This is a genomic window from Sphingobacterium sp. ML3W, assembly GCF_000747525.1.
Lineage (GTDB): Bacteria > Bacteroidota > Bacteroidia > Sphingobacteriales > Sphingobacteriaceae > Sphingobacterium.
Genome location: NZ_CP009278.1, coordinates 2,684,954 through 2,703,441, shown reverse-complemented (window position 1 = coordinate 2,703,441; position 18,488 = coordinate 2,684,954). Strand labels below are relative to the sequence as shown.

19 protein-coding genes are annotated in these 18,488 nt (G+C 35.2%); 7 read left to right on the top strand and 12 right to left on the bottom strand.

Going from position 1 to position 18,488, the window contains the following annotated elements:
* Window positions 1-16: 16 nt before the first annotated feature.
* The gene (locus KO02_RS11455; RefSeq protein WP_038698432.1) at window positions 17-265 is read left to right on the top strand and encodes a hypothetical protein; all 249 of its coding nucleotides are present in this window, start codon (window positions 17-19) and stop codon (window positions 263-265) included.
* A gap of 253 nt (window positions 266-518) precedes the next feature.
* Here the strand turns inward: KO02_RS11455 and coaD are convergent, their stop codons facing one another.
* The 3 genes from coaD to KO02_RS11440 are packed head-to-tail and all read right to left on the bottom strand — an operon-like array spanning window position 519 to window position 2,305.
* Window positions 519-989, bottom strand: a complete 471-nt coding sequence (gene coaD, locus KO02_RS11450) for a pantetheine-phosphate adenylyltransferase (RefSeq protein ID WP_038698430.1) — start codon at window positions 987-989, stop codon at window positions 519-521.
* Window positions 990-992: 3 nt separating this feature from the next.
* Entirely contained in the window at window positions 993-1,526 is a 534-nt protein-coding gene (gene rsmD, locus KO02_RS11445; RefSeq protein ID WP_038698428.1) for a 16S rRNA (guanine(966)-N(2))-methyltransferase RsmD, read from the bottom strand.
* Window positions 1,517-2,305, bottom strand: a complete 789-nt coding sequence (locus KO02_RS11440) for a DUF3822 family protein (protein ID WP_038702567.1) — start codon at window positions 2,303-2,305, stop codon at window positions 1,517-1,519. Before KO02_RS11440 ends, rsmD begins: the two co-directional genes overlap by 10 nt.
* A 91-nt stretch (window positions 2,306-2,396) precedes the next feature.
* Here KO02_RS11440 and KO02_RS11435 point away from each other — a divergent pair, with 91 nt between their 5' ends.
* The 3 genes from KO02_RS11435 to KO02_RS22775 all read left to right on the top strand — a co-directional run bounded on the left by KO02_RS11435 (window position 2,397) and on the right by KO02_RS22775 (window position 6,947).
* Window positions 2,397-3,815, top strand: a complete 1,419-nt coding sequence (locus KO02_RS11435) for an ATP-dependent RecD-like DNA helicase (RefSeq protein ID WP_038702565.1) — start codon at window positions 2,397-2,399, stop codon at window positions 3,813-3,815.
* Between the two features lie 90 nt (window positions 3,816-3,905).
* Window positions 3,906-6,392, top strand: coding sequence for a S9 family peptidase (locus tag KO02_RS11430; protein WP_038698426.1), 2,487 nt, complete (start codon window positions 3,906-3,908; stop codon window positions 6,390-6,392).
* Window positions 6,393-6,395: 3 nt separating this feature from the next.
* Entirely contained in the window at window positions 6,396-6,947 is a 552-nt protein-coding gene (locus KO02_RS22775) for a hypothetical protein (RefSeq protein ID WP_051959885.1), read from the top strand.
* A 174-nt stretch (window positions 6,948-7,121) separates the two neighbouring features.
* Here KO02_RS22775 and ruvB read toward each other — a convergent pair whose 3' ends face one another.
* The 5 genes from ruvB to pdxH all read right to left on the bottom strand — a co-directional run bounded on the left by ruvB (window position 7,122) and on the right by pdxH (window position 11,498).
* On the bottom strand, window positions 7,122-8,144 hold the full coding sequence (gene ruvB / locus KO02_RS11420; protein WP_038698424.1) for a Holliday junction branch migration DNA helicase RuvB: 1,023 nt from the start codon (window positions 8,142-8,144) through the stop codon (window positions 7,122-7,124).
* 22 nt (window positions 8,145-8,166) lie between these two features.
* Window positions 8,167-8,892, bottom strand: coding sequence for a polyprenol monophosphomannose synthase (locus KO02_RS11415; RefSeq protein WP_038698422.1), 726 nt, complete (start codon window positions 8,890-8,892; stop codon window positions 8,167-8,169).
* A 239-nt stretch (window positions 8,893-9,131) separates the two neighbouring features.
* The gene (locus tag KO02_RS11410; RefSeq protein ID WP_038698420.1) at window positions 9,132-10,328 is read right to left on the bottom strand and encodes an NADH-quinone oxidoreductase subunit D; all 1,197 of its coding nucleotides are present in this window, start codon (window positions 10,326-10,328) and stop codon (window positions 9,132-9,134) included.
* A gap of 21 nt (window positions 10,329-10,349) precedes the next feature.
* Complete coding sequence (locus KO02_RS11405; protein WP_038698418.1) at window positions 10,350-10,841, bottom strand: NADH-quinone oxidoreductase subunit C; 492 nt, start codon at window positions 10,839-10,841, stop codon at window positions 10,350-10,352.
* Between the two features lie 3 nt (window positions 10,842-10,844).
* Window positions 10,845-11,498, bottom strand: coding sequence for a pyridoxamine 5'-phosphate oxidase (gene pdxH, locus KO02_RS11400; RefSeq protein ID WP_038698416.1), 654 nt, complete (start codon window positions 11,496-11,498; stop codon window positions 10,845-10,847).
* 129 nt (window positions 11,499-11,627) lie between these two features.
* Here pdxH and KO02_RS11395 point away from each other — a divergent pair, with 129 nt between their 5' ends.
* Window positions 11,628-12,194, top strand: a complete 567-nt coding sequence (locus KO02_RS11395; protein ID WP_038698414.1) for a YqgE/AlgH family protein — start codon at window positions 11,628-11,630, stop codon at window positions 12,192-12,194.
* A gap of 225 nt (window positions 12,195-12,419) precedes the next feature.
* On the top strand, window positions 12,420-12,869 hold the full coding sequence (locus KO02_RS11390) for a cold-shock protein (protein ID WP_038698412.1): 450 nt from the start codon (window positions 12,420-12,422) through the stop codon (window positions 12,867-12,869).
* Window positions 12,870-12,933: 64 nt separating this feature from the next.
* On the opposite strand, the gene KO02_RS11385 is transcribed toward KO02_RS11390, so the two are convergent.
* The 3 genes from KO02_RS11385 to KO02_RS11375 form a co-directional block, all read right to left on the bottom strand.
* Entirely contained in the window at window positions 12,934-14,442 is a 1,509-nt protein-coding gene (locus KO02_RS11385; protein WP_038698410.1) for a carbon-nitrogen hydrolase family protein, read from the bottom strand.
* Between the two features lie 221 nt (window positions 14,443-14,663).
* Window positions 14,664-14,996, bottom strand: coding sequence for a DUF3467 domain-containing protein (locus KO02_RS11380; RefSeq protein ID WP_038698408.1), 333 nt, complete (start codon window positions 14,994-14,996; stop codon window positions 14,664-14,666).
* 35 nt (window positions 14,997-15,031) lie between these two features.
* Window positions 15,032-16,147, bottom strand: a complete 1,116-nt coding sequence (locus KO02_RS11375; protein ID WP_038698406.1) for a M42 family metallopeptidase — start codon at window positions 16,145-16,147, stop codon at window positions 15,032-15,034.
* A 336-nt stretch (window positions 16,148-16,483) separates the two neighbouring features.
* On the opposite strand from KO02_RS11375, the gene lgt reads away from it, so the two are divergent.
* Complete coding sequence (lgt, locus tag KO02_RS11370; RefSeq protein ID WP_038698404.1) at window positions 16,484-17,308, top strand: prolipoprotein diacylglyceryl transferase; 825 nt, start codon at window positions 16,484-16,486, stop codon at window positions 17,306-17,308.
* Window positions 17,309-17,398: 90 nt separating this feature from the next.
* Here the strand turns inward: lgt and KO02_RS11365 are convergent, their stop codons facing one another.
* Window positions 17,399-18,250, bottom strand: coding sequence for a M12 family metallopeptidase (locus tag KO02_RS11365; RefSeq protein WP_235212397.1), 852 nt, complete (start codon window positions 18,248-18,250; stop codon window positions 17,399-17,401).
* Between the last annotated feature and the right edge of the window lie 238 nt (window positions 18,251-18,488).

Sequence of the window (18,488 nt, the reverse complement as noted above, 5' to 3'; positions counted from 1 at the left end):
TGTAAAAATTAGTAACATGAGAATATTAGCAGAATTACCACATCCTGAATGTAAGATATCCATCTTTGGAATGAACCAAAAGTTCATCATCAAGTTTGAACAAGGGACTTTAGAGCAGTCTTATAAAATTGCAGAGACCGATATTGTTGGCGGAGTCAATGGCGTTTTCGAATTACTAGATGATGCTTTTATATCGGAAGTGCTCATTAACTTTAATACGATGCGAAAATCCTTTTTAAATGCCTTTGAAAGATATGATTCTTAAGTTTACAAAATAGAGTTAAATTAATAGAAATCAACTTATTAGCTTTGTAAAAATGCTTAAACAAAATATAATTTGGCTCTAATAGGGCCTTAGTCGTGTTTAATCACTTAATACATGAACTATAGATTTATATAAATCACTTAAGTTGCTGTAAAATAAAGCGATAGTATTTTAGACAAAATATAATTTGGTCTTTAAAAAATGAGAATCCATAAAAAAAGCATATCTTTTGAGATATGCTTTTTTTATGGATTTACTTATTCTTTAAAAAATGATTGATTGTTTTTGGAACCATGTTTTCTATCGGCCCTCCGTTTCGCCATACATCACGAACGATGGTAGAGGAGATGTGAGCCAACCCACTCCTGCTCATTAAGAAATACGTTTCTATATGGGGTGCTAAAATCAAATTATTTTGTGCAATGCTATTTTCAAATTCAAAATCTGCCGTATTACGGAGTCCCCTAAGCAAAAAATTAGCACTGACAAGTTTACAAAATTCAATGGTCAAACCTTGAAAAGAAACAACTTCGACTATATCCTTATTTTTAAAAACAGATTGAATAGTTGTCAATTTTTCTTCAACAGTCAGCAGACCTTGCTTTGCACTGTTCACACCTATTGCAATGTAGATTTTATCAAAAAGAGGAAGAGCGCGCTCCACGATATCTTGATGTGCCAAAGTAAATGGATCAAACGACCCGGCAAAAACAGCAATTCTCATAGCTTATAATGTGTAAAATGAAAAGGAGGAATAGCCATATTTTCTTTTTTCTATAAAATTTGGATGTGGATCCATTTCCCTAGTCGAAGGATGTTCAACCACTAGCAAACCTCCTTGATTTAGCAATTGAGCATCAATTATGAAATGTGCTAACTGTGGTAATTTTGGTATATCATATGGCGGATCGGCAAATATGAAATCGTATTTCCCCTTAGCAGTTTGAATATATTTAAATACATCTGCTTTTTTAGCCTTAATACTTGTGATATTCATCTTTTTTGCTGTATCTGTAATATATTGAACGCATTTAAAATGCAGATCAATAGCATCAACAGAACCAGCATAACGAGAAGCTAGCTCAAAGCTTATATTACCTGTGCCGGCAAAAAGGTCCAAACAATTTAACCCGTCAAAATCAATGCGGTTTTGTAAAATATTAAACAAAGCTTCTTTTGCAATGTCGGTAGTTGGTCTTACAGGTAAATTTGTAGGTGGATTAAGACGAATGCCACCATATTGTCCTCCTATTATTCGCATAATATCGCATCAAATAAAGTATTGAAATTACGTTGTTGCATATCCTGTTTAACTTGAATCTTACTTTTAGATTCCAAATACCCAATTGTGCTTGAATATTTCTCTAAGTATTTAAGATAGTTTTCGTTAGGTATATCTCCAGAAACCAACACTTTAGACACTTGATCTCCTAATGAAAATTGTTGCAGAACATTTAAAACATAGTAATTTAAATCCTCCGCAAAATGAACATCAAACGAGTTATATAATATAAATTGCCCATTTTGAAATACATACAAATCCACCAAATGATCAGAAACAAAATGGACACCTAGGACCGACCCTCTGATTGGCACAAGATCTTGTGCCTGGTCTAAAATGATACTAAACTCTGGATATATTTCAGCATCTGGAAAAAGTGCCTTCCACCTGTTGTATAAGGTTAAGTCATATTCAAATACAGCTACTATTCCAATGTTTTTCATTTCATGTGTGTGAATATGACCAGGAACATGTTCAACAAGGTATGGCGCATAATCAGTTAGCCTATCTGCTTGAAAGACTTCCTGGGGAATAAAAGTCAAGCTTTGATGAGGCATCACCACTTTAACATATCGAAAAGGTAAACTCAGGATTTGAGTAGCCTCCAGTTTCGGGTTTTCTGCATCATATTCCATCAACAGTTTCAGATTTAACTGGCTATCTGTTACGCTTATGACATCTTTACTAAAACCTGCTTTTGCAGATAATATATATTCTGGCAAAAAATGGATATTAAACTCCTCAGATATATAATTCATATTTACACTTTCCAATTTCAATTATTAATGTATAATCTAACAAAATTAACTTTTCTAAATGATAAGACAAACCTTTTAGATAACTTTGATGGTGCATATTAAAGAATTATTGATCCAACGCTTCCCTTGGACGGCGACTCCACAGCAAAATGATGTTTTCGAATTGCTGGCTGTATTTTTGAATTCCTTTCGTACACAGGATTGTTTTGTTTTAAAAGGTTATGCCGGAACAGGTAAAACAACGATTATCTCTGCGCTAGTTAAAACACTACCTTATATTAAGAAAAAAGCGATTTTACTCGCACCCACGGGGCGTGCCGCTAAGGTGATGAGTCATTATTCTGGGAGATCTGCACTGACTATCCATAAAAAAATATATCGAAAAAAAAATGCAGTATCATTTATTATGGATTTTTCTTTGGCAGAAAACTTACATGAAGATACCCTATTTATTATTGATGAATCTTCGATGATCTCGAATGAAAGTGTCAATATGTTTTCAAAAAGTTTATTGGATGATCTGGTGAAGTATGTGCGTAGTGGAAAGAATTGTGCGCTAATGTTTGTTGGAGATACGGCTCAATTACCACCAGTAGGCTTATGGGAAAGTCCGGCATTAAATCCAGCATATTTAGAAAATGAATTTTACTTTCATCCTTATAGTTTTGAACTGACTGATGTAGTGCGACAACAAAAAAATTCGGGTATTCTTTTTAATGCCACTAAAATTAGACAAGAAATAAACCTTGAGGAATTAGAAGGAACTTATCCATTTCCTAAATTCATAACAAGTGGATTTAAAGACATTTACAGGATGACAGGAGAACGTTTAATTGAAGGGATTAATTATGCTTACGATAAATTTGGCATAGAAAACACGATGATTATCTGTCGCTCAAATAAATCTGCCAACCTCTATAATCAGCATATCCGAAACCAAATATTATTTCGTGAAGAAGAAATTACTGGAGGTGACCATATTATGGTTGTCCGCAACAACTATTTTTGGTTACAGGATAATGGCATTGAAAATGGTTTTATTGCGAATGGCGATATGGCTAAAATAAGGAAAGTCAGCCATGTGCATGAGCAGCACGGATTTCGCTTTGCAGATATCACATTCGAATTTATGGATACTCAAAATCAAGAACCAATTACTTGTCGCGTTATTTTAGACAGTCTATATACCGACAGTCCAAACCTCCCCTATGAAGATCAAAAAAAACTATATGAGGCCGTAGCCAGAGATTACGAAGATATCTTCTTAAAACAAGATCGTTTGGAAGCGATTAAAAAAGATCCTTATTACAATGCTTTGCAAATAAAATTTGCTTTCGCTATTACCTGTCATAAAGCTCAAGGTGGGCAATGGCCAGCTGTTTTCGTTGACCAAGGTTACCTGACCGACGAAATGTTGACGACAGAATTTCTTCGCTGGCTATATACAGGGATAACAAGGGCTACTGAGGAACTATTTTTAGTAAATTTTAATGAAAAGTTCTTTTCTTAGCCTTCATTAACTAAAATTTTACAAGACTTACTTCTTTCTCATGTGATAACTTAATACTTTTGACTTTTAAATTTCATATAAAACCAAAGAATGAATAAGATTTACTTATTCTTAGGACTGTTGCTCACATGTTTTTATGCCACAGCCCAAGAATCAACCTCACCGCCTAAAGCGAATTATCTGTTAGCATCAAAATTTTCGCCAGATAAGCTTAAAAAAATGATTTTTTCCACAACGATTAAACCCAATTGGATAAATTTTTCTGATCGCTTTTGGTATGATTTCACCACTCCTCAAGGAAAAAACTGGTATTTAGTGGATCCAGCAAGCAGTAAAAAGGAGACCCTTTTTGACAATGAAAAATTAGCAGCACAAATTACCAAAATTGTTAAAAATCCATTTGATGCGCAGCACCTGTCCCTTCAGAATTTAAGATTCACAAAAGATGAAAAGAAAATCAGATTTGAAGTTGCTAGTACTCAAGATACTTTAAAGTCTAAAGAAGAGATTGAAAAGCTCAAGGTGAAAACCGATACCCTAAAAAAGAAGCTTTTCTATCTGGAATATGATTTAGCAACACAAAAGGTCATCGAGCTGAGCGACAAAACCAAAGAGAAAAAAGCTTTATCTTGGGCAACCTTCTCCCCTGACACCAATACCATTTACTTTGCAAAAGATTTTAATCTATTTTGGATGGATCGCGCCAACTATGAAAAAGCGGTAAAGAATGAAAAAGACAGTACGATTATAGAACATCAAATAACCAAAGATGGTCTTCAGTATTATGCTTGGGCTGGTGATGAATACAGCACAACAACAGGTGACGATAAAAAAGAGGAAGATGTTGTTAAACGCAAACGTATATGGATGAATTGGTCCCCTGACGGTAAACATTTTGTCATCACTCGTAAAGATAACAGAAGTTTAAATCCATTATGGGTTATCAATAATGTAGGAAGTAAACGCCCAACATTAGAGACCTATAAATACCAAATGCCTGGTGAGACGGACTCGACAGAAACTCAATTATATATTTTCAAAGCTTCTGATAAAACTTATAAACAAATAAAAGTTGATGCTTTTAAAAATCAGACATTAAGCAATTGGTCAAAAAACACGGATAAGAATAGCTATAAAGGTGACTATTTTATCAACTATTGGTTAGGTAACAATGATGCATTTTACATTGCTCGATCAAGTCGCGATTTAAAACGTATTGACTTGTTACAGGTTAATATAGATGGAACAACTAAAGTATTAGTAGAGGAACGTTCCAACGTTTATCAAGATATCAAAAAACCATTATTAATTAATAATGGTGCTGAATTTATCCACTGGTCTCAACGCGATGGTTGGGGACATTTTTATCTTTATGATAATCAGGGAAACTTAAAACAGCAATTGACAAGTGGCTCATTCAATTGCGAGGAGATTACAGGATCTGACTTAACAACAAGAATGTTATACTTCACTGCAAATGGTAAAGAGAATAATGAAGACCCTTATTATTTACATCATTATAGTGTAGGTTTCAATGGCTCAAATCTAAAATTATTAAACCCTGGTAATTTTGATCATCAGGTCGATGTCAGTGAAAGCGCTCGCTATTTTGTTGATAATTTTTCTCGCGTAAACAGCGTTCCTGAAATAGCATTATTTAATACCAATGGAAAGAAGCTAATGACTTTAGAAAAAGCAGACCTTTCTTTACTATTTGCAGCTGGCTATAAATTTCCACAACCTTTTAAAGTTAAAGCAGGAGATGGTATTACAGACCTGTATGGAGTGATGTACAAGCCGTTTGATTTTGATAGCACAAAGACCTATCCTATAGTTGAATACATCTACCCAGGTCCACAGACTGAGGCAGTAAATCAATCTTTCGGCAGAAGCATGGATAGAATCGATCGTTTAGCACAATTTGGGATGATTGTCGTTACTGTTGGTAACCGTGGTGGTCATCCGGCAAGATCTCAATGGTATCATACATATGGATATGGCAACTTAAGAGACTATGGATTAGAGGATAAAAAGGTCGCTGCAGAACAATTAGCGGATCGGTTTAAGTTTATCGATATTAATCGCGTTGGTATCACTGGACATTCGGGCGGCGGATTTATGTCTACAGCTGCTATGTTGGTTTATCCTGACTTCTTTAAAGTAGCAGTTTCTGGCGCTGGAAACCACGAAAACAACATCTATAACAGATGGTGGAGCGAAAGACATCATGGTGTTACAGAGAAAATAAGTGCTAAAGGTGATACAACATTTACCTATCAGATTGACAAAAATACAGATTTAGCGAAAAATCTAAAAGGCAAATTATTAATTGCTACAGGAGATATTGATAACAATGTGCATCCTGCCAACTCTATCAGAATGGTCAATGCTTTAATAAAAGCAAATAAACGTTTTGATTTCTTGTTGCTACCTGGACAACGTCATGGATTTGGTGATATGACCGAATATTTCTTTTGGAAAATGGGAGATTATTTTGCAGAATACCTTATTGGTGATTCGAAAATCGAAGAAGTTAATATGACTGAAATAAACAGAGAAATACCATTGAGTAGATAATCAATGATTACAAAACAAAAATTAGAAATTTTTTCCGCTATCTATACGCAGTATCAGGTAGCGGATTTTTCTTTAAATATATTGCGTGGGTTATCCTTATCCGATCTATTGATATTGTCCACCTATCAAGAAGATAAACAGCTTGCCTTTAGAAGTGCTTGGATGTTTGAGACCATTGTCTTAAAAGAAAAATCATTGCTAGATCGAGATCTTAGCCAGCTTCTCATCAAAAATATCAGGGCATTGGAGAACTGGAGTTGCGCAAGGTGCCTTAGTAAAGTGTTGCTCTACTTGACCTCAAAGAAAGCAAAGTACACCCTATTGACTAAAGAAGAAAACGAGACTATAATAGAAGTGTCTTTCAATTGGTTAATAGACCCTACCTGCCCAATTGCTGTACTAACAAATTGTATGGATATCTTAAATCAAATGAGCGAAAACCATACTTGGGTTAAAGAAGAACTATATGCGCAAGTTGAATATCAACTCAGAATAAACCCAACTCCAGCAATTAAAAGTAGGAGTCTAAAGATTTTAAAAAGTCGCAAGAAATAGTTTTACGCCACAATAAAAAAATAAATCCTCTGTAAGCATACGAAAATATACCCACTCTAATAGGATTTGACCCATCGATTGATTCCATTTCTTAGAAGAGTTGGATTAAATACAGCTCATTTCGAAAATTATTAAAATCACTTTGATTTAATAATCAGATAATGAAAGATTAGATTAAAAAAGAGTATTTCCTTTATTTGTGTATACCCTACCAATATGTTTAAAAGCCGCTTCAGTACATTCCCTTCCTCTCGAAGTTCGCATTAAATAGCCTTCTTGAATCAAGAAAGGTTCATATACTTCTTCAATAGTTCCTTCATCTTCTCCCACAGCAGTTGCAATAGTCTTGAGACCAACCGGACCACCTTTAAATTTATCGATAATTGTACTTAAGATACGATTGTCCATTTCATCCAAGCCGTTTTCATCTACATTCAGAGCATTTAAAGCATATTTCGCGATTTCACGTTCAATAGAACCTGTACCTTTAATTTGTGCAAAATCACGAGTTCTCCTTAAGAGTGCATTGGCAATACGAGGCGTACCTCTGCTCCTTCTAGCGATTTCGTAAGCACCCTCGTCACTGATAGGTGTCTTTAAAATGTCTGCTGACCTTAAGACAATGGTCGTTAATAGTTTTACATCGTAATATTGCAAGCGAGCATTGATGCCAAAACGCGCTCTTAAAGGGGACGTTAACAATCCTGAACGGGTAGTTGCTCCAATAAGCGTAAACGGATTCAGAGATATTTGCACAGATCGTGCATTCGGACCTGTTTCCAACATGATGTCAATTTTAAAATCTTCCATCGCTGAATATAGATACTCTTCTACAATCGGGCTCAAACGGTGAATTTCATCAATAAATAATACATCGCCTTCTTCAAGGTTGGTCAGTAAACCCGCTAAATCACCTGGTTTGTCCAGTACTGGTCCAGAAGTAATCTTTATGCCGACCCCCATTTCATTGGCAATTATATTGGATAGCGTTGTTTTACCAAGTCCGGGAGGCCCATGAAGTAATACGTGATCTAATGACTCCCCTCTCAATTTTGCAGCCTTAACAAAGATGTTCAGGTTTTCCAAAATCTTTTCCTGCCCAGTAAAATCCTCAAACGCCTGCGGTCTTAATACACGTTCGATATCCCTATCCATATGACTTAAGTTTTCCGCATTCGGATCTAAGTTCTCATTCATGTACGCTCTCCTTTTATTCGATTTATTTATATTTTCGCGTCCAACTAGAAATTTTCAATTGGATAACACCGAAAAAAGCTTCTTTAAAAATACTTGTGCTCATTTTTGAAGTTCCCTCTGTACGATCAGTAAATATAATAGGTACCTCATCTACTTTAAAACCATATTTAATCGCGGTAAACTTCATTTCAATTTGAAATGCATAGCCAACGAACCTAATTTTATCAAGTGGTATTCGCTCTAATACTCTTCTCCTAAAACACACAAAACCCGCGGTAGCGTCCTGAATGTCAATGCCTGTTACAAAACGTACATAAACAGAAGCAAAATATGACATCAACACCCTACTCATGGGCCAATTCACTACATTTACACCTTTGATATAACGAGAACCAATACTCATGTCGGCATTTGCTATACAGTTTTGACGTAGGCGAATCAAGTCATCCGGATTATGGCTAAAATCAGCATCCATTTCAAATATGAATTCATATTCTCGTTGTAAAGCCCATTTAAATCCATGTATGTAAGCAGTGCCTAAGCCCAACTTTCCTTTACGTTCTTCAATAAACAAGCATTCATGAAATTCATCTTGAAGTGATTTCACGATGTTAGCTGTTCCATCAGGAGAACCGTCATCGACAATTAAAATATGAAAGGGTACGGGAAGAGAGCATACTTTACGAATTATTTTTTCGATGTTCTCCTTCTCGTTGTATGTAGGTATGATAACTAAACTATCGGCCACTTTATAAACATTTTGTATGCTGTAAAGTTACTAATTTTATTGGGATTCTTATTGACCTATTGGATCATTAATGGCAGATGGATGGAAAATAAAAAGTCCGCTATTTTGCAATAGCAGACTTTTATTAACCAATTATAAACTTAAATTATGAGACTACAAATATAGACTAAAAGAATGTAAAACAAAACCTATTAAACCTTTAATAGTTGTTGATAACACAAAAATTACAAACCACTTGATTAGCGGTCTACTTCTCCCAGTACAATATCCATCGACCCCAATATAGCAATCAAGTCGGCAATCAAATTTCCCTTCCCCAGTTCAGGTAAAACGGAGAGATTATTAAAGCTCGGCCCCCTTGCCTTCACCCGTTTAGGGATATCAGATTTTTCCTGTGTTACAAAATAAAAACCTAATTCCCCCTTTGGGTTTTCAGCTCTTACATAATAATCCTGGGCTTTAAGGTTGACTTTTTTTGGCACCAATGCGCGCGGATCAAATGTATTGGTACGCGGAAAATCTTTTAATAAACGCTCTAAACATTGTTCTATAATTTTGACAGATTCCTTTACCTCATCCACACGAATCTTGTACCGATCCCAACAGTCGCCCAAACTCCCCATTTCACCTTTTCCAACAGGTATTTCAAAATCGATTTCTGGATATACGGAATAGGCATCTATTCTTCTCAAATCCCATTTGATTCCCGAAGCGCGAAGCATCGGTCCTGACACACCATAGTTGATGGCAACATCTGCAGGTAGGATGCCAATATTTGCAGTTCTTGATATAAATATTTGATTTTCAGTTAGCAACTCATCCAACTCCACCAATTTAGGCTTGAAATAGGTAACAAATTCAGCACATCTTTCTTCAAAACCAACTGGTAGGTCATAAAATAAACCGCCTACCCAAATGTAATTATATAACATACGTGAGCCTGAAACCCATTCTAACATATTCATGATATGTTCACGATCTCTAAAGCACCACATAAAAGGTGTAAATGCACCGATATCAATGCCATAGGTACCGATGCCAATCAAATGTGAGGCAATGCGATTTAATTCACAGACTAATACCCGTATATACTCCACTCTTTTTGGAATCTTGTCATCAATACCGAGCATACGCTCTACTCCCATAACAAAAGCATGGCTATTATTCATGGATGATAAATAGTCCAAACGATCGGTGAACGGTATGGTTTTACCATAACTCATGGATTCTGCATGTTTATCAAAGCAACGATGTAAATAACCCAAATGCGGAATCACTTCTTTGACAAGTTCACCATCAGTTATCAACTGTAAGCGCAGAACACCATGTGTTGAAGGATGCTGAGGCCCCATGTTGATGATCATCTCTTGTGAACCAATGCTTTCTAGATGTGCTTCGTATTTTTTAAACGCAGCATTGTACTTCGTATTCGACATATGCAGTAATCGAGTTCTTATTTATTTAATAGCAATTCCATGATAACTCTCTGGGTCTTGATAGTCTTTTCTTAAAGGATATCCCTCCCAGTCATCTGGAAGTAGGATACGTCTAAGATCGGGATGGCCGATGAAAAATATTCCCATGAGGTCAAAAGCTTCTCGCTCGTGCCAGTCGGCAGTTTTCCATACCGTAGCAACAGAAGCAAGCTCTGGTAGTTGATCAACATTACGGTTGTTTTCCTTCATTACCTTTAATACCAATGTATGTAAATAAGGAATTGAGGTCAAATGATAAGTAATCATAAAGCCCAATTCACTCAGATCAACAGCCGTAATATTATTTAAAAAATCAAAATAGAGTCCCTCTTCGTCCCGTAAAAAAAAACAAATTTCTTCCAGAAAGGCAGCATTCACGAATATCGCTGATTGCAATCCTGATTCTTCTATTTTCTCAATGGCTTCATCCCCAAATCTGGCAACGATTAAGGTTGAAATTTCTTTCGTATTCATTATTTAAGGTGCTAAGCGAACTATTTTCCAGGAATCAGATACTTTTTGAAAGGCTATTCTATCATGAAGACGACTTGAACGGCCTTGCCAAAACTCAATATAAAGAGGCTTTATCAAGTAACCTCCCCAAAACTCAGGACGCGGTACGAGCTCTTGATTTTCAAATTCGTGCGCAAGATTTGCGACTCTTTCTTCTAGGAAACTGCGATTGGGAATTGTTTCACTTTGTGGTGATGCAATGGCTCCAAGACGACTTCCCTTTGGCCTAGATTGAAAATATTCGTCAGAATCCTCTTCCGGTAGTTTTTCAATAAGTCCTTCTATACGTACCTGACGTTGTAATTCTGGCCAAAAAAACAGAGTCGCCACATGCGGATTGGCATTCATTTCAGTACCTTTACGGCTATTGAAATTAGTGAAAAAACTAAAACCATTATCTTTTAGATCTTTTAGTAAAACCACGCGCGACGAAGGCAATGACATATCGCCTACTGTAGACAAAATCATAGCATTAGGTTCAAGAGCCTCACTATGAACAGCTTCGTTAAACCATTTTTCAAATTGTACTAAAGGATCATTGCTCACGTCGCTTTCAGACAGGTTGCCCAAGGCATAATCTTGTCTAATTGCGGCAATATCTTTGTGTTCGATTGCCATGACTTTGAATTTTTATATGTCACAAACATACTAATTTCACTTATTTTTATCTACTAAACTCGTATAAATTAATTATCAAAATGACTTTGGCATTAATTTTATTGTAATATATGTCTAAAACAAATGCAAATGTTTAACGAACTCGATCCTCAAACAGGCTGTTTATTAATATCAGAACCTTTTATGCTCGACCCAAATTTTGAACGGTCGGTCATCCTATTATGTGATCACGATTCTCAGGACACAACCTTAGGATTTATTCTCAATCATAAGGTTATTGGTTGTGTTGGAGATTTAATCAGAGAAATCGCAACATGTACTTTTCCTTTACATATAGGTGGGCCCGTTTCCCAGAATGAGTTATTTTTTATCCACTCCCGTTTTGATTTACTTCTAAGTGGGGAGGAAATAAATGATAATATATATTTTGGAGGAGATGCAGAATTATTATTTAGCTTAATAAATGAAAATAAGATAAATCAAGAAGATATCAAATTTTTCTTGGGGTATTCAGGCTGGCAATCAGGCCAATTAGATAAGGAAATCAAAGAAAATAGTTGGGCAGTTCAGAATAAATTTTCCGCTGCATTAGTCTTTGAGAAAGACACCGAACTACTTTGGAAAGAGGCTGTTATAAGTTTGGGTGCGAAGTATGCCCATGTTGCCAATTTCCCACAATTACCAAGCTTAAATTAATTTGTTATTTCGACGTAATTTTTATGAATAAAATGTAATCTTCACTATTTTTTAGTATATTTGTGACATTAAGCAGAGTCCTTACGTTTTAAAACATTTCAATTTATCTTAATTCGAGATATGGCTTTCACCTTTTGAATTTATTTAATGCGATGACTTTTGTTTACTTAAACTGCCGCAGATTCAGTAGTTTAATATGGTTTAATATTAATTTTAAATAAATAAATGAGTAGTTCAGAAAGTTTCAGCAAAAAAGAAAAAGAGAAAAAAAAGTTAAAAAAGAAACAAGATAAGGAGCAAAAGAAAGAAGAGAGAAAAAACAATACCGACAAAGGTAAAAGTTTAGAAGAAATGTTTGTATATGTTGATGAATATGGAAACATAACTACAACTCCTCCTGATCCAACAAAAAAACAGAAAATTAATGTAGAAGATATCGCAATATCAACTGCTAAATATGAAGCAAACCCAGAAGATTTAATTAAATCTGGTATTGTGAATTTTTACAATACAGACAAAGGTTTTGGTTTCATACGTGATCTAAAAACTCAGGATAAAATATTTTTCCACGTTAATGGTCTGATTGACGCTGTTAAAGAGAATGACAAAGTAACTTTTGAAACAGAAAAAGGATTAAAAGGTATGAATGCCGTAAATGTTAAATTACAAAAATAACATTTAAAGGATAACATAGGAAAAGGGGATTTAATTAATTAAATCCCCTTTTTTTGTCATTATATTATTTTAACAACTTAACTTCGTACAAATCCTTACGCCGATCCTTCATCACTTTTACGGTCCCGTATTCATGTAAATCACGAAGTGCATAAAGATCCACATCGGCAATCAGTACCATTTCAGTATTCGGAGTCGCCTCTGCTTTAATTGCATTATTTGGAAAAGCGAAATCCGAAGGTGTAAAAACAGCAGATTGTGAATACTGAATATCCATATTATTTACCCGAGGCAGATTACCAACCGAACCCGCAATAGCTACATAACATTCATTTTCAATTGCTCGCGCCTGTGCGCAACTCCGTACACGTATGTAACCATTCTGTGTATCGGTCATAAAAGGAACAAACAAGATTTGCATTCCTTGATCTGCTAAAATACGGCTCAATTCGGGAAATTCTACGTCATAGCAGATTAGTAGTCCAACTTTACCACAATCTGTATCAAATACCTTTACTTCACTCCCTCCGACCATACCGTAATATTTCGATTCATTAGGAGTGATATGTATCTTCTTAAAAGAATCCAGTTTACCATTGCGATGACAGAGATACGATATATTATAAAGTTTTTTATTTTCCATGATTGGCATAGACCCTGCAATAATATTGATATTGTAGGAAACTGCAAACTGTTGGATTTTATCGATAATTTCCGCCGTTTTTTCGGCTAATTTTTCCATCGCCATGCGTTCTGGAAGTTCATTATAAGGACTCATCAAAGGTGAATTGAAGAATTCTGGAAACATAATGAAATCCGTTCCATAATCACTTACCGTATCGACAAAAAATTCTATTTGGTCATAAAACGCTTCTATATTATCAAAAAGGCGCATCTGCCACTGAACCAATCCCAATCTGATCGTCTGCTTGGTTGTTGAAATAGAGCGTGTTTCCGATTCGTAATAAATGTTGTTCCATTCTAATAGAGTTGCAAACTCCATAGACTCGGAGTCTTCAGGCAAATAATGTTTTAATATTTTTTTGACATGAAAATCGTTGGACAGTTGAAAAGTGAGTGTTGGATCATAAATCTCCTTTCTTTTGACTTTTTCAATATATGTTCTCGGACTCATCTTATCCGAGTAGTTGTGGTAATTTGGAATCCGACCACCTGCCACGATAGATTTTAAGTTCATTTGTTCGCATAATTCCTTTCGCGAATCATATAACCGTCTTCCAAGCCGAAGGGCACGATGGTCTGGGTGAACAAATACTTCTATACCATAAAGAGTATCTCCATCATTGGTATGTTTTGAAAATTTACCATCATCGATGATTTCATAATAACTATCAAAAATATTACTCTTCTTCGAATTGAGAATAATGGACAAAGCACAAGCCACAACATGACCGTCAACCTCCACACACAATTGTCCTTCTGGAAATAAGTCAATTAAGTCAACAATATTCTCGCGCGTCCAGATTTCGCCTACCCCCTGATAAGCTTCGGTCATGGAGCTCTTCAAATCAACATAGTCTTTTTTTGTCAAGTTTCTGACTTGAATATCCATATAAATCAAAATTAGTTTCCATCAATATACAAAAATCAATCCTAAATCATGTTCTGGCTGGTTAAAATAACTTCAAAAAATCTATTTATAATAAGATACAATAGACTGTCATTGTCTGTAGCTATTGCTCTTTAGCTCTTATAAAGAAAAAGAGCTAAGACAATTAAGTCTTAACTCTTTTATAAGCGTATATTATCGGTGTATTACTAATACCGAAAAAACTATGCTTGACCAGTTGTGCCACCAAAAGGGAAAGCAACTGTTGGGTCGCCGCCGATTACTTGCGCATCACTAGTTTGATTTCCTGCTGCTGCAATCGCTTCAAAGCGAGTTACATTATCTTGTAATGCACCTAACAAACGTTTAGCATGTTCAGGCGTCAAAACGATTCTAGATTTCACTTTAGCTTTCGGAACACCTGGCATCACACGTACGAAGTCAATCACAAACTCTGTGTTTGAATGCGTTATGATCGCTAGATTTGAGTAGATTCCTTCAGCTACTTCTTCGGTCAACTCGATACTCAATTCGTTCTGATTTTGATTATTTTCCATAAAATTTATTATAAGTATTTAATATAAGTTTCTAATTATTTGCTAAATGTTCTAAAATCTTGTCCTGCTTCAATATTTAACAAGGTTTCATAAATCAAGCGGATGACATTATCTACATCTTCTTTATGAACCATCTCTACAGTTGTGTGCATGTAACGTAAAGGTAATGAAATCAATGCTGAAGGTACACCGCCATTACTATAAGCAAAAGCATCTGTGTCTGTTCCGGTAGAACGCGATGAAGCTTGACGCTGGAATGGAATTCCATTCTTTTCAGCAACCTGAACAAGCAATTTATTTAAATTAATCTGAACAGCAGGCGCATATGACAAGACTGGCCCTGCTCCTGACGATAAATCACCTTGCGTGATTTTATTGATCATAGGAGTTTGGGTATCATGCGTTACATCTGTCACAATCGCTACATTAGGTTTGATTCTTTGGGCAATCATTTCTGCGCCACGTAAACCAATTTCTTCTTGAACAGAATTAACGATATATAATCCAAAAGGAAGTTTTTTCTTGTTTTCCTTTAGTAAACGAGCAACTTCAGCAATCATAAATCCACCGGCACGATTATCCATCGCACGGCCTACATAATAACGGTCGTTTAATATACTAAATTCATCTTCGTAGGTAATAACACATCCTACATGAACACCTAAAGCTTCTACTTCTTCTTTAGAAATACATCCACAATCCAAAAAGATATTCTTTAATGTAGGTGCTTCCTCTTTTTCACCGGAACGTGTATGGATGGCTGGCCATCCAAATACCGCTTTTACAATTCCTTTATCCGTATGAATATTTACTTTTTTTGATGGTGCAATCTGATGGTCTGAGCCACCATTACGGATTACATAAATCAATCCATCTTTAGTGATATAGTTTACGAACCACGAAATTTCATCCGCATGCGCTTCAATCACCACCTTATATTCAGCTTCTGGATTAATTACGCCAACTGCTGTGCCGTAATTATCCGTAAATGTTTCATCGACATAAGGCTTTAGATAATCTAACCAAAGTCGTTGTCCCTCCCATTCAAATCCTGTTGGTGAAGGGTTATTAATATACTTTTCAAAAAAAGAGACCGAATCCTTTGTTACTATTGAAATATGTTTACTTTCTTTCTTCTTCTTATCTGCCATGCTCATTATTTAATTACCGATGTCAAATTATGAAAAATAATACTAACGACAAAAGTAAAATTTGAATTTCTTTAATCTTGGGCAAATTAAGGGGCATTTGTGCGACTTTTTATACGATTCTATATGATGAAGATAGGGAAAGAATGTTTCTACGCGTATTAAATAAAACACAAACGACCAAATTCTGAGAAACTGACGAATATCTGCAGCGCAATCATGATTGCCGAAAAATAACAGATCATGAACGAATATTTTTACGTTTATATCCACGTAATTATATCGTGAATCCAACCAAATTTATCTAAGTTTACGCTTGAAAAAAAATAATTAAACAATATGGAGAATTTATTCAGCGTCATACATTGGAATTTAGATCCTGAAATATTTAAGATAGGCAGCTTTGGTCTTCGATATTATGCTTTATGCTGGTTAGCCGCATTTGCAGTATCGTATATGATTATGCTCAAAATATTCAGAAACGAAAATAAGAGTCAAGAATTACTGGATCAATTGAGTATATATATATTTCTAGGAACATTAATAGGTGCCAGACTCGGACATTGTCTTTTTTACGAGTTCGATTACTATAAAGATCATTTACTGGAAATGGTATTACCATTCCGTTTCGTAAACGGTCAATTTCAAATGACAGGTTTTGCAGGTTTAGCAAGTCATGGCGGCGCGATCGGTATCCTTACTGCATTATATCTATTCTGCCGGAAGACAAAAACTGATTTTCTGTGGTTGGCAGATCGACTAGTGGTAGTTGTTCCGATAGCGGGTGCCTTCATTCGAATAGGTAATTTTTTCAACTCCGAAATTATCGGTACACCGACAGATAAACCATGGGCTATTATATTTGATCATGTTGACCAAATTCCACGTCATCCTGGCCAACTTTATGAAGCGATTGCTTACATTATCATCTTCTTTATTATTGTATACCTATTTAAAAATAAAAAGATGCAAAAACCTGGTGCATTAATGGGTATCTTCTTTGTGTTGCTCTTCTCAGCTCGATTATACTTAGAAAGCTTCAAGATTGACCAAGAAGAATTTGAACAAGGGATGGCATTAAATATGGGACAGCTTTTAAGTATTCCATTTATATTAGGAGGTTTATATTTCATCTTTAGAAAGCCTAAAACATTGAAACGTTAAGAACACGATTACTATATCTATATTTCAAAAAAGCTTAGCATATAACATGCTAAGCTTTTTTTAAGAGAAATTGCTTATAATGAACTAATCCTACCGATAATGCGTAGATGGGTACTTTGGTTGGTATATTAATTTATCGAGAAAATGAATATCACCCCACTGCCGATCAACGTTGTCATTTCCATAGAGATAAAAACTATTCTCTCCAGCTGGAATAAGAACACTTTTTTCAAAAGTTCTGGCAACTTCTGGGAATCTATTAACAATTTTTTCGTAATAGTATTCAATTACAACAGGCACAGGGTACCCTTTAATGTAAGGGATAGTCTTCGCTTGGTCGGTATAAAACGTGAATTTACAAATGACTTCATTATCATAAGATCCTGATTGCGGGTCGTCGTAAGTTCTGTTGTAGGTTACAGTGTAATCGAGATATGGTTTCTCATTTCCGTAAAGCATATTGATTGCGAGCAAGTCGGTTGTTGTTGGATACCAACTGGGAGAAATTACCACATTAGAATTATTAGCTGTAATTATATTTTGATTTATATTTTTAGCAAATGTCGCATCACTAGTTTTTGAAGGATACATCATTATTGAACGGCTATCAAATAGACCGACATCCACGCTCGCTAATACGCCTACTTTATTAAAGTTATGCATTTTATTGGGATAAATATTTGAGGTATTGATTGTCACATAATTATCTCTATCGTTTCTTCCCATTTCATGATGTATACCACAAGCGTGTAGTATTTCGTGAATTGCAGTAGAGACAGATGCATCCGAAGTTAAATTTATCAGCTGCTCTCCACCAGTCATTCCGATTAACGAATTATTTTCAGTGGATGCGTTAAACTTTACAAAATTAGAATTTGATGAACTTTTAATAGCGAAAGTTAATGGAGTGTTTATTGACAACCAATTTATGGCAGAATTTATATTAGTGCTGAGATTAGCAGAAACGTTATTGTTAATTGTATAATAGATTTTACCATTGGGCTATAACTTCGCAAAATCAGTCATAATTAAGCTTTTAGATTTTTTGTGTTTCAATTTCATTTGAAAATTTATTATAGTTCGTAACCTAGAAAAAAGGACAAATTATCTACATAAATTGTTAATAAAAAGGGTTTTACAATCAAATTATAAAACCCTTTTTTCTAATCATTGCTTTATA

What these genes read in the sequence shown, in the direction of transcription:
- KO02_RS11390 (WP_038698412.1), top strand. Translation starts at nt 12,420, where the DNA reads ATGAGTAGTTCAGAAAGTTTCAGCAAAAAAGAAAAAGAGAAAAAAAAG.
- KO02_RS11405 (WP_038698418.1), bottom strand. Translation starts at nt 10,841, where the DNA reads ATGAATACGAAAGAAATTTCAACCTTAATCGTTGCCAGATTTGGGGAT.
- KO02_RS11430 (WP_038698426.1), top strand. Translation starts at nt 3,906, where the DNA reads ATGAATAAGATTTACTTATTCTTAGGACTGTTGCTCACATGTTTTTAT.
- KO02_RS11385 (WP_038698410.1), bottom strand. Translation starts at nt 14,442, where the DNA reads ATGGATATTCAAGTCAGAAACTTGACAAAAAAAGACTATGTTGATTTG.
- KO02_RS11380 (WP_038698408.1), bottom strand. Translation starts at nt 14,996, where the DNA reads ATGGAAAATAATCAAAATCAGAACGAATTGAGTATCGAGTTGACCGAA.
- KO02_RS11440 (WP_038702567.1), bottom strand. Translation starts at nt 2,305, where the DNA reads ATGAATTATATATCTGAGGAGTTTAATATCCATTTTTTGCCAGAATAT.
- KO02_RS11395 (WP_038698414.1), top strand. Translation starts at nt 11,628, where the DNA reads ATGTTTAACGAACTCGATCCTCAAACAGGCTGTTTATTAATATCAGAA.
- coaD (WP_038698430.1), bottom strand. Translation starts at nt 989, where the DNA reads ATGAGAATTGCTGTTTTTGCCGGGTCGTTTGATCCATTTACTTTGGCA.
- KO02_RS11410 (WP_038698420.1), bottom strand. Translation starts at nt 10,328, where the DNA reads ATGTCGAATACGAAGTACAATGCTGCGTTTAAAAAATACGAAGCACAT.
- ruvB (WP_038698424.1), bottom strand. Translation starts at nt 8,144, where the DNA reads ATGAATGAGAACTTAGATCCGAATGCGGAAAACTTAAGTCATATGGAT.
- KO02_RS11455 (WP_038698432.1), top strand. Translation starts at nt 17, where the DNA reads ATGAGAATATTAGCAGAATTACCACATCCTGAATGTAAGATATCCATC.
- rsmD (WP_038698428.1), bottom strand. Translation starts at nt 1,526, where the DNA reads ATGCGAATAATAGGAGGACAATATGGTGGCATTCGTCTTAATCCACCT.
- pdxH (WP_038698416.1), bottom strand. Translation starts at nt 11,498, where the DNA reads ATGGCAATCGAACACAAAGATATTGCCGCAATTAGACAAGATTATGCC.
- KO02_RS11375 (WP_038698406.1), bottom strand. Translation starts at nt 16,147, where the DNA reads ATGGCAGATAAGAAGAAGAAAGAAAGTAAACATATTTCAATAGTAACA.
- lgt (WP_038698404.1), top strand. Translation starts at nt 16,484, where the DNA reads ATGGAGAATTTATTCAGCGTCATACATTGGAATTTAGATCCTGAAATA.
- KO02_RS22775 (WP_051959885.1), top strand. Translation starts at nt 6,396, where the DNA reads ATGATTACAAAACAAAAATTAGAAATTTTTTCCGCTATCTATACGCAG.